This is a genomic window from Gemmatimonas sp. (genome assembly GCF_046594945.1).
Taxonomy (GTDB): Bacteria; Gemmatimonadota; Gemmatimonadetes; order Gemmatimonadales; family Gemmatimonadaceae; genus Gemmatimonas.
In genome coordinates, this window is record NZ_JBKJRB010000001.1 from 22,130 (window position 1) to 32,813 (window position 10,684).

Annotated in this window: 11 protein-coding genes; 6 read left to right on the forward strand and 5 right to left on the reverse strand. The window is 63.2% G+C overall.

Annotated elements, in window-relative coordinates; genetic code table 11:
- Positions 1-78: 78 nt before the first annotated feature.
- On the reverse strand, positions 79-711 hold the full coding sequence (locus ACLL97_RS00095) for a hypothetical protein (RefSeq protein WP_411278430.1): 633 nt from the start codon (positions 709-711) through the stop codon (positions 79-81).
- Positions 712-934: 223 nt separating this feature from the next.
- On the opposite strand from ACLL97_RS00095, the gene rfaD reads away from it, so the two are divergent.
- Positions 935-1,933: an ADP-glyceromanno-heptose 6-epimerase gene (gene rfaD / locus ACLL97_RS00100; protein ID WP_411278440.1), complete on the forward strand. Its 999-nt coding sequence runs from the start codon at positions 935-937 to the stop codon at positions 1,931-1,933.
- 17 nt (positions 1,934-1,950) lie between these two features.
- On the opposite strand, the gene ACLL97_RS00105 is transcribed toward rfaD, so the two are convergent.
- On the reverse strand, positions 1,951-2,442 hold the full coding sequence (locus ACLL97_RS00105; protein ID WP_411278431.1) for a YybH family protein: 492 nt from the start codon (positions 2,440-2,442) through the stop codon (positions 1,951-1,953).
- A gap of 257 nt (positions 2,443-2,699) precedes the next feature.
- Between ACLL97_RS00105 and ACLL97_RS00110 the strand changes: the two genes are divergently transcribed.
- A complete protein-coding gene (locus ACLL97_RS00110) occupies positions 2,700-3,077 on the forward strand; it encodes an antitoxin Xre/MbcA/ParS toxin-binding domain-containing protein (RefSeq protein ID WP_411278432.1) in 378 nt (125 codons plus the stop codon).
- Positions 3,037-3,795, forward strand: coding sequence for an RES family NAD+ phosphorylase (locus ACLL97_RS00115; RefSeq protein WP_411278433.1), 759 nt, complete (start codon positions 3,037-3,039; stop codon positions 3,793-3,795). The genes ACLL97_RS00110 and ACLL97_RS00115 overlap by 41 nt, the downstream gene beginning before the upstream one ends.
- Positions 3,796-3,828: 33 nt before the next feature.
- Here ACLL97_RS00115 and ACLL97_RS00120 read toward each other — a convergent pair whose 3' ends face one another.
- Positions 3,829-4,257 (reverse strand): TA system VapC family ribonuclease toxin, encoded by a 429-nt coding sequence (locus ACLL97_RS00120; protein ID WP_411278434.1) that lies wholly within the window; start codon positions 4,255-4,257, stop codon positions 3,829-3,831.
- Entirely contained in the window at positions 4,257-4,514 is a 258-nt protein-coding gene (locus ACLL97_RS00125; RefSeq protein ID WP_411278435.1) for a hypothetical protein, read from the reverse strand. Before ACLL97_RS00125 ends, ACLL97_RS00120 begins: the two co-directional genes overlap by 1 nt.
- 290 nt (positions 4,515-4,804) lie before the next feature.
- Between ACLL97_RS00125 and ACLL97_RS00130 the strand changes: the two genes are divergently transcribed.
- From ACLL97_RS00130 to ACLL97_RS00140, 3 genes are read left to right on the forward strand one after another with little or no spacing between them, the layout of a single operon-like run.
- Positions 4,805-6,613 carry an FAD-dependent oxidoreductase gene (locus tag ACLL97_RS00130; RefSeq protein ID WP_411278436.1) on the forward strand — a complete coding sequence of 603 codons (1,809 nt, stop codon included), beginning with the start codon at positions 4,805-4,807 and terminating at the stop codon, positions 6,611-6,613.
- On the forward strand, positions 6,610-8,409 hold the full coding sequence (locus ACLL97_RS00135) for a 2-oxoacid:acceptor oxidoreductase subunit alpha (protein WP_411278437.1): 1,800 nt from the start codon (positions 6,610-6,612) through the stop codon (positions 8,407-8,409). Before ACLL97_RS00130 ends, ACLL97_RS00135 begins: the two co-directional genes overlap by 4 nt.
- Positions 8,406-9,461, forward strand: a complete 1,056-nt coding sequence (locus ACLL97_RS00140; protein ID WP_411278438.1) for a 2-oxoacid:ferredoxin oxidoreductase subunit beta — start codon at positions 8,406-8,408, stop codon at positions 9,459-9,461. The genes ACLL97_RS00135 and ACLL97_RS00140 overlap by 4 nt, the downstream gene beginning before the upstream one ends.
- 136 nt (positions 9,462-9,597) lie before the next feature.
- Here the strand turns inward: ACLL97_RS00140 and ACLL97_RS00145 are convergent.
- Positions 9,598-10,684: DUF3300 domain-containing protein (locus ACLL97_RS00145; RefSeq protein WP_411278439.1), on the reverse strand; the 1,087-nt coding region annotated here is incomplete at its 5' end.

Sequence of the window (10,684 nt, forward strand, 5' to 3'; positions counted from 1 at the left end):
GATGCTCCTGGTAAGGATGCTCCCGGTTCTGGTGCGTTCTGCCGGCGCGGAATGGCCCGAGCCGCACTCCCGTCGCGTTTATCCACCGTGCCTCCGTGCGATACGCACGCCGAACACCGCGTGCAGGACTCCGAAGCCAAGCGCCATCATGACGTCTCCATTGGCCGCGGGCACAAACAGCGAAAGCACGCCCAGGGCGATGAAACCGAAGCCCATCAGCGGCACCGCACGAATCGAAAAAGTGCCTGCCGTCATGACACCCATTCCGTACAGCAACAGCCACAGGCCGGGGAGCACGCGTGCGGTGAGATGCGGTGCGATACCCGGCGCGTAGGGGTCGACGAGGGCGAGCGTGAGCACGGCGCCCACGAGAATGGCCGGCCAGAAACTGAAGAGAAATTTGCGGGCGGGCACGCTGAGCCGAAGCGTGACGCCATGGCCCACCCGTCGCCGCATTTTCGCAAGCATCGCCACGCCTCCAACGGACGCCCCAATCACCGCGGCGACGATCCACACCGTCAGCCATCGCGCCGGGTCCGACTGTCGGTGAGCCAACGGGGCAGCCACCAAGGCGGTTGCGCCGACCCCGACCAACCCCCAACCGGGCACATCGGTGAATGAGGCCGCCCCCTCCATGGTGCGACGGATAAACGAGAGATCCTGCAGCGCCCGGTCATGGAGAGCGGGCGGTTCTGATGGAGGGGCAGCCATACGAGGGAGTATCGACCGACTTGCGGAAAGTGTCAAGTACTTTACGTTATAAAGTAGAAGTTGGGTCGGTGCGCTGAGGGTCCCTTGACCGAGTCTCCCCGATGACGACTGAATCGTGGCTTGTGCCACCGGAAAAACCGGTGGTGCCCGACGAATCGCTCACCCATACTTCGCCAGCCCGCTGCTGCAGCACGACTCCATTCCGCGAAGGACGCCGCTCAAGATGAAAGTTGTCGTGACAGGAGCTGCCGGTATGATCGGCAGCAACATCGTGCATGGACTGAACGCGATCGGCGTCGATGACGTGATCGCCGTTGACGATCTCACCGACGGCCAGAAGTACCGCAACCTGGCCGGCGCCCACATCAGCGACTACTTCGACAAGACCGATTTCTACGAGCGCTTTACGCGCGGCGAGTTCGGGAACGTCGACGCGGTGCTGCATCAGGGCGCGTGCTCGGACACCATGGAGCACAACGGCCGCTTCATGCTCGACAACAACTATCGCTGCTCCAAGGACCTGCTCGATGCCTGCCAAACGCAGGGCACGCGATTGCTGTATGCGTCGTCGGCAGCCACGTATGGTGGCAGTGCGTCGTTCCGCGAGGAGCCTGAGTTCGAGCAGCCGCTCAATGTGTACGGCTATTCCAAGCTGCTGTTCGACAACGTGGTGCGCCGCATGCTGCCGTCGGCCGCGTCGCAGGTGGTGGGCTTCCGCTACTTCAACGTGTACGGCCCGCGCGAACAGCACAAAGCGCGCATGGCATCAGTGGCGTTTCACCACTTCAATCAGTTTCGCGACAGCGGCACAGTGCGATTGTTCGGTGAGTACGGCGGCTATGCGCCGGGCGAGCAGTCGCGCGACTTCGTGTTCGTCAACGACGTGGTCGCGGTCAACCTGTGGTTTCTCCAGCATCCCGACAAAAGCGGCATCGTGAACCTCGGCACCGGACGCGCGCAGCCATTTAACGATGTCGCGGTGTCCACCGTGAACGCGGTGCGTGCGCTGCGCGGTGAAGCGGCGTTACCGATCGGCGAATTGATTGCGCACGGGCTACTCGAATACATCGAATTTCCCGACGCGCTCAAAGGCAAGTATCAGAGCTTCACGCAGGCCGATCTCACGCAGCTGCGGGCGACGGGCTGCGATCATCAGTTTGCCGATGTGCAGACGGGGATCGCGCAGTACGTGACGTGGTTGGCGGCGCAGCCAGCGGCGTAGGGCTCATACCCTCTGCTTTAGAGACGCGGCGAGCGACTGCCGTTATCCATGTCCGACGCGATCAGCCAGCGGCCATTCGGCACACGTCGCAAGGTAAGCGTGAACTTTCCCTCGTCCCCTGGCGTCGTGCCGTAGCCATACGCACCGATGATGTACCCGACGGTGTCGGCCTGCGCATAGGCGAGCGCGCGAAGACGCAGCGCACCGCCCCCTTGCCCGCGATACACCTGCGCCATCGCCTCGCGTCCACGCACCGGCGCCCGTCCCGGCTGCAGCACCAACCCATCCTCGGTGAAGAGCGCCACCAACGCCGGCACGTCGGACGCGCGCCACGCTCGTTCGTAGTCACGCAGCACCCGAGCTAGCTCGGCCGGCAAGGGTACCGAGGGCAGCGTGTCCGCCGGCAACGTGGCGGTAGTCGTCGTCGATTGTGCGCGCAGCTCAGGAGCACACAGCGCCACGAAGCCGGCAAGCACGAGCGATCGCGACAGGGCGCGAATCGCGATCATGCGGTAAACGGAAACGAAAAGTCGGACATATGAGCGCTAATTTGTCCACGGTGAATGCCCCATGCCATCGAGGCAGCAGACTCAAAAGCTACCGTGCGCCGGCCAGACGCTCAATTGGCCCCGGAGCATGCAGATCGTTGCTGTTTATCAGCGATCATCGGTGCGTATCCGCGGTGGAGCTGTTCTGTCGGGCGCTGCAACCACGCAATCTCTCCTGCGCTTGCAAATGCAAGTATTTGGATATATTCTTTCATACTATGAACGTGCGCACCACCCTCCGCACCAAGCCAGACCCGGCGGCGGTCGTTGCCCAAGCGGCACTCTCCGCCGCTGAGCGCCTGGGGCTCACCAGTCGCCACCTCGCCACTGTCATAGGGGTGAGCGAAGCTTCGGTCTCACGAATGCAGCACGGCCGCGGTGTCGATCCGGCCAGTAAGGAAGGCGAGTTGGCCCTCATGTTCGTGCGACTCTTCCGGTCGCTTGACGCACTGGTGGGCGGCGACGACACCAAGGCGCGTGCCTGGATGCACGCCATGAACGATCATCTCAGCGGCGTGCCGGCCGAACGTATTCGAACCGTCGAGGGGTTAGTCGATGTCGTCCAGTATCTGGATGCAATGCGAGGGCGACTCTGAGCTTCGCGCCCTGCGACTGGTGGCCTGGCGCGTGGTGGAATCGCAGCACGAGGTGTCCACGCGCAAACTGGTCAGCTCGGCCGCCGAGCAGGAACTCCTCGAAGAACTCATCGACCGCGTGAAGCCGCCGGTGTCGGTCGGCTCCCGTCTGCACTACCTGCTCTTCACGCCCTTTCGCTATCCGCCACTGCGCCACGGGTCCCGCTTTGGCACGCGACAGGAGCGTGGCATCTGGTACGGTTCCGAGCAGCAACGCACCGCGTTCGCCGAGGTGGCCTACTATCGCCTGCTGTTCCTTGAAGGGACGCACGCCGCGTTGGAGCCAGTCAGCACCGCACTTACGAGCTTTACGGTACGCATGCGCACGACACGCGGCATTGACCTCGCGGCCACACCGTTTACGGCTCACACCGCGAAAATATCGTCACGCGTATCGTATGGAGCGTCGCAGGCGCTGGGCCTTGCCATGCGAGACGCGAAGGTCGAGCTGTTCCGCTTTACGTCGGCGCGCGATGCCGACAGGGGCAACAATGTGGGGGCATTCTCACCGACGGTCTTTCACCAGGCCACGCCCCAGCACTTCGAACGCTGGCATTGCACCGCCACCCGAGGCGCAGTCGACTTTACGCGGGGTGATCTCACGCGGGTGCGCGACACGTATGTGTTCGAGCGCTCGCAGTTTCTGGTGGACGGCCGCTTGCCTTGGCCCGCGCGGTGATCGTCGAGGCGCTGACCTAATGCCTGCGACCGACTACAGCACAATCAGCGAGGACGCGGTCGCTCCGCGAACGGCGCTGAGCGCAATCGACCGATCGAACGTCACCAGCACACCATCACGGCTCACGGCGAGCGCCAGCAAATAGACGTCGGTTAACTGCCGCGCTCCATGGATTCGCGTCGCGTCGATCAACGAGTCATTCAGCACGCTGATATCGTCGGGCCAGAACTCGTGTATGCGCTCGGTGCTGGCCCGATGAAGTCGGCTCATGATTTCGATCACGGCAGGCGCGTTCGGATAGCCGGGATGACTCATGACCCGGACGACCCCGTTTTGCGTGATGGGGCATGACGCCCACCCGCTCTTGGCGTGCGCACTGAACCATCCCATGGCGACGTCATGCGACGTGTGATCGGCATCGAGCAGCGCGATGAGCACGTTCACATCGAGCAGGGCGCGCATCAGTACGCGTCGTCGTTTCGGAGGCGGTCGATCAGGTCATTGGTCACCACGGCACCCCGACGCGCAAACGGCTGCAGTCCGTACACCGCGGGCTGCTCGCGCACGACAGAAGGCGCGGGGCCCACCGGCTCCCGCGGCGCTGTGAGCGCCTGTCGGACGAGCTCCGAGACCACCTGCCCCATGGACTTATGCTCCCGCCGAGCGCGCTCCTTGGCTGCGGCGAGCACATCGTCGTCGATGTCGAGCGTCGTTCTCATAATTCGATCCTAACGCATCACGCATCAGATGTCCATGCATCAAATGGTCGATTGGCGCGTCGGCGAGAAGTCGGCCTCTGTGATGCGGCATACGCCATCGGCCCGTGATCGATGCGATGGCCGCTCGGTATCAATCGCCCATGCATCGATGACATTCGGCGTCTCCCGTGAAAGAGTGATGCCGTACGCTGACTAGTGGAGTTGACATGGTGTTTTCGTTATGGCGGACACGGCAAACACGACGCATACTCTCGACAGTGATGTGATCCTCCTACGCCAAGCGACGCCCCATGTCTTTGCACACGGATGTCAGCACGCCCAACCACTACCACAAGGTGGTGGACTGCCAGTGGGCCTGTCCCGCGCACACCAATGTCCCGGAATATCTCCGGCTCATTGCGCAAGGACGGTACACGGAATCGTATCTGCTCAACCGCGAATCCAACGTGTTTCCCGGCATTCTGGGGAGAACCTGCGATCGTCCCTGCGAGCCGGCCTGCCGGCGCGGCCGCGTCGACGGCAAGCCCGTCGCCATCTGCCGCCTGAAACGGGTCGCCGCCGATCTCCGCGACGACATCAGCGCGTATCTCCCGAAGCCGGTGACCGACCGCAACGGCAAGCGCATTGCGCTCATCGGTGCCGGCCCATCATCACTCACCGTGGCCAACGATCTGCTGCCGCTGGGTTACGAGGTGGTGATCTACGAGAAGAACGCGCAGGCCGGTGGGCTGATGCGCGTCAACATCCCATCGTTTCGCCTGCCCGAGCAGGTGCTCAACGAAGAGACCCAGTGCATCATCGACATGGGCGCGGAGGTGCGATACAACACGTCGGTCGACAGCCTACGCACGCTCCTCGATGAGGAGTACGACGCCGTGTTCGTGGGCAGCGGCGCTCCCAAGGGCAAGGAGCTCGACATTCCCGGACGATGGGATCCGGCTGTACGCGACCAGATCCACATCGGTATCGAGTGGCTCAGCTCCGTGCACTTCGGCCACATCGAGTCCATTGGCCAAAACGTGCTCATCATCGGCGTGGGCAACACCGCCATGGATTGCTGCCGTACGTCGCGCCGACTCGGCGGGACGAACACCAAGGTGATCGCGCGTCGCGGGCGCCAATTTTTCAAGGCGTCACCGTGGGAACTGGAGGACGCCGAAGAAGAAGGCATCCACATTGTCGAGAATCACGCGCCGAAACGGTTCGTCATCGAAGACGGAAAGCTGGTCGGCATGGAGTTCGAACGGCTGGAATGGAGCGAGACGAACGGGCGCCAGACCAGCACCGTGGTCGAGACCATCATCATGCCGTGCGACACCGTTATCCTCGCCATCGGTCAGGACAACGCCTTCCCGTGGATCGAGCGCGACATCGGGATCACCTTCGACCAGTGGGACATGCCCGTGGTCAACAAGGCATCGTTCCAATCGTCCAGACCAGATGTGTTCTTCGGCGGTGACGCCGCCTGGGGACCGCAGAACATCATCTGGGCGGTCGAGCACGGACATCAGGCCGCCATCTCGATTCACAAGCACTGCCTCGACGAAGACGTCGCGGACCGCCCCGCCCAGGGCATGCATCTGACCAGCACGAAGATGGGCATGCACGCGTGGATGTACAGCAACGAGTTCAATCCGTCGCCGCGCGCCCAGATGTCACACGCCGAACTCGTCAAACGATTCGCCAGCGTGAGCGAAGAGGTCGAGCTGGGCTACACCCCAGAGCAAACCGCGACCGAAGTGCAACGCTGTCTCAACTGTGACATCGAGACGCACTTCACGGCCTCGTTGTGCATCGAGTGCGACGCCTGCGTGGACGTCTGTCCGGTGAACTGTCTCACGATCGCGCCAGTGGCCGAGTCGGAAGCGGAGCTTCGCACCAGACTCTCGGCGCCGGCGGAAAACCACACACAAGACCTCTACGTCTCGACGGCACTGCCGCAAACACAGCGCATCATGGTGAAAGACGAAGATGTCTGCCTGCATTGCGGGCTCTGCGCTGAACGTTGCCCCACCGCCGCGTGGGACATGCAGAAGTTCTCCCTCGTGTTGCCCTACGCCTTCAGCGCGTCGGGCACCGTTGTTCCGGTGACCGTATGAGTGATATCAACGATTTCGCCTTCAAGATGGCGACCGTGAACGGCACCGGCTCGGCCAGCGCGAACAGCTTGCTGATGCAGGCCATCTTCCGGATGGGTATCCCGGTCACGGGCAAGAACATCTTCCCGTCGAATATTCAAGGCCTCCCCACGTTCTACGAAGTGCGGGTGAGTAAAGACGGCTACACCGCGCGTCCCCAGCATGTGGACCTCATGGTCGCGCTCAATCCCAGCACCTACGCCAAAGATGTGGCCACCGTGCGCATGGGTGGATATCTGGTGTACGATTCGTCGTGGCCCCTGGAGTCCGAGCTCCAGCGCGAAGGACTCACGATTCTCGGCATTCCGTTCGGTCAGATGTGCGTCGACACGTTCGTCGGTGATCGTGACCGCACCCTGTTGCGCAACATCGTGTACGTCGGCGCGCTCGCGGCGCTGCTCGAGATCGACATGGACATTATCGGGCAAATGTTGCACGAGAAGTTCTCCAAAAAGAAGAAGCTCCTCGAGGCCAACCACACGGCCATCCGTCTGGGCTACGAGTACGCCAAGCAGCACTTCGCGTGTCCGCTGCCCTTCCATCTCGAGAAGATGGACGCCACGGGAGACTCGATTCTCATGGATGGCAATACCGCCGCCGGGCTGGGCGCCGTATACGCCGGTGCGACCGTTGGCGCGTGGTATCCGATCACCCCGTCCACGTCGCTGATGGAAGCGTTTCGTGGCTTCTGTGAGCGCTTCCGTGTTGAACCGGAGACCGGGCTACATAAGTACTGCATCATTCAGGCCGAAGACGAGCTAGCCGCGGCCGGCATTGCCATCGGTGCCGGATGGGCGGGCGCGCGCGCCTTCACGAACACGTCGGGGCCCGGCATCTCGCTCATGCAGGAGTTCATCGGTCTCGCCTACTACACGGAAATTCCCGCCGTCTTCTACGACGTGCAGCGCACTGGGCCCGCCACCGGCATGCCCACGCGCACGCAGCAGTGCGACCTGATGTCCCTCGCCTACGCCTCCCATGGCGACACGAAGCATATCGTGCTGTTCCCGTGCAGTCCCGAAGAGTGCTTTTACATTGGTACGACCGCGTTCGACCTCGCGGAGCGCTTCCAAACGCCGGTGTTCGTGGCCAGCGATCTCGACATCGGCATGAACGACTGGATGTGCAAGCGCTTGGTGTGGGACGACGGCTATCAGCCTGACCGCGGCAAGGTGCTCGATGCCGCGGCGCTCGAGCAGGTGAAGAAGTTCTCGCGCTATCTCGACATCGATGGCGACGGCATCGCGGCCCGTACGCTGCCCGGCGTGCACCCGAACGGCGCATACTTCGTGCGCGGCTCGGGTCATGACAAGCACGGCGCCTACACCGAAGACTCGGATGCGTATCAGGAAGTGGTTGATCGCCTCGCGCGGAAGTTTGCCACGGCCGCAACCGTCGTGCCGGCCCCGGAGTTCCATCGGCAGGCCAACGCGGACGTGGCCATCGTCTCCCTTGGCAGTTGCCACTCGGCGGTGCTCGAAGCCATCGATCGCCTGCGCGATCAGGGCATCGTGGTGGACTACATGCGAATCAAGGCGTTCCCGTTCAACAGCAGTGTGCGCGAGTTCATCGACGCCCATGACGCGGTGTTCGTGGTGGAGCAGAACCGTGATGCGCAGCTGCGGTCACTCATCGCGATTGAAACCGGTGTGCCACGCGACGACATGATTCCGGTGCTCGACTACGGTGGTATGCCGCTCACCGCCAACGTCGTCGTGACCGCCATCGCCAACCATTTCGCTCAGGTGCCCGCATGACATCCATCGCCAAGCCGCCGGTCCGACACCCTGGATTGCAGCGCAACGCGCTGGGCTTCACGGTGCGCGATTACGAAGGGGCGATGTCCACGCTGTGTGCCGGCTGTGGACACGACTCCGTCACCGCGGCCCTCGTGCAGTCGTTCTGGGAGCTGTCGCTACCACCGCATCGCGCCGCCAAGATGAGTGGTATCGGCTGCTCGTCGAAGACCACGGCGTACTTCATGAAGCAGTCGCACGGCTTCAACAGCGTGCATGGGCGCATGCCGTCGGTCACCTCGGGAGCGAGCGCGGCCAATCGCGATCTCACCTACATCGGTATTTCCGGCGACGGTGACTCGCTCAGCATTGGTTTGGGTCAGCTGTCCCACGCGATTCGTCGGAATGTGCGCATGCTGTACGTGATCGACAACAACGGCGTGTACGGACTCACCAAAGGGCAATTCTCGGCATCAGCAGACATCGGCTCCACGTCCAAAAAAGGCGAAGCCAACATGCAGCAGCCCATCGACCCTGTGCTGTTGGCGCTGACGCTGGGCGCCACGTTCGTGGCTCGCAGTTTCTCGGGCGACAAGGCGCAACTCGTGCCTATCCTCAAGGCCGGACTGTCGCATAACGGACTCGCGCTGATAGATGTGATCTCGCCGTGCGTCACCTTCAACGACCACGAAGGCTCCACCAAGAGCTACAAGTTCACCCGTGAACATGAGGTGGAGATTTCGGCGGCGGATTTCGTGCCGTTGCGCCGCGAGATCACCGCGCCGGAGACCAACGACGAAGTCACGGTGGTCGCCATGCACGACGGTAGTACGGTGCGCTTCCGCAAGACCGCCGATAGCTATGACCCCACCAACCGTGAGCAAGCCTACGCACACGTGCGTGCCTGCCAACTTCGCCACGAGGTGGCCACGGGCCTGCTGTTCATCGACGAAAGCGGGCAGGACATGCACGCCATGGCCAACACCGTGTCACAGCCGCTGGTGGAGTTGCCGTTCGCCGATCTCTGTCCGGGGAACGCGGCGCTGCAGACGTTGATGGAACAGTATCGGTAGAGAAGGAGCGCGCGATGTGATCCACATCCTCACCTATGAAACGACTGAACGGAGCCCGCCGGTGGCTCCGTTCAGTCGTTTCTCGTCTCACGCGACCACGCCACCGACGTGCAGTGATACGAGGCAATGCCTGTCGCTACTGCCCCCGACGCTCGCGGCTCCCGCGGGCTCCGTCTCCTGCGCCGCGTGGCTGAGCGGACCGTGTTGGCGCGCTACGGGTCTCTGATGCGCGGGGTTCCGGGGCGCGAGGCGGCGAAACGCGGGGCTCGTTGGACGGTGGGCGCGTGGTCATCGGCGGCGCCGACGGTTCACGACGACGTTCGTATGGCATCGCCTGCCTCGGCGGCGAATCGGTCCCCCGCGCCTCACCCCGCGGAATGTCCCGGCCCGCATCCCGTGCCGCCTCACGCGGCGGCAGGCCGTTGCGGTACCCCTCCGGCGATGCCGACCCGGTCTCCGAGCGGGGCTGCGCCGAGCGAATGACGGTGACCCCATACGGCGGATCCCGATCACGTCCGTCCTTGCGTCCTTCGTTTCGACCGTCGTAGCCACGCCCATCGCCACGCCCATCGCCACGCCCATCACCACGCCCATCGCCACGCCCATCACCACGCCCATCACGGTACCCATCCCGATAGCCCTCATGCCGTGAGTCGAAGTACACGTCGCGATGATAGCCGGCGTAGCGGTCCACGTTGCGATAGTCGACGCTTCGGTACGCGACATCACGGTTCACGTACACGTTCCGGTAGCGCGGGCTCACGTAGATATTCGTGACCTGGATAAACGGGCGCGAACGCGTGCGCCATCCACCACCGTAGCCCACGTACGCGTCATCCCAGCCGTTGTAATAGACCGCGCGGCGACGCCAGTCGAGGTCGTAGTTCAACCAGCCGCCGATGGGGAAGCCCACGCCGAACGACCACAGACGGCTGGAGAACCCGAGACCGAATATGGGTCGAGTGTACACAAGGACAGGATCGTACACCGGCACGTAGATCACGCGCGGCTGCGCAGGGACGATGACATAGTTGTCAGACTCGCGCACGACCTGCTGTTGCGGCGTGGACACCAGATTCCCCTGCGTGTCAGCGAGGCGACGCATGCGTTGGACGGCCGCCATCACGTCGCTCGACTGATAGGCGTAGGCGCGACCCAACGCATGCGTCGCCTCGCTGACACGCAGGGGAATCTGGTGTCCACGCCGCAACAGCAGGTCGTGC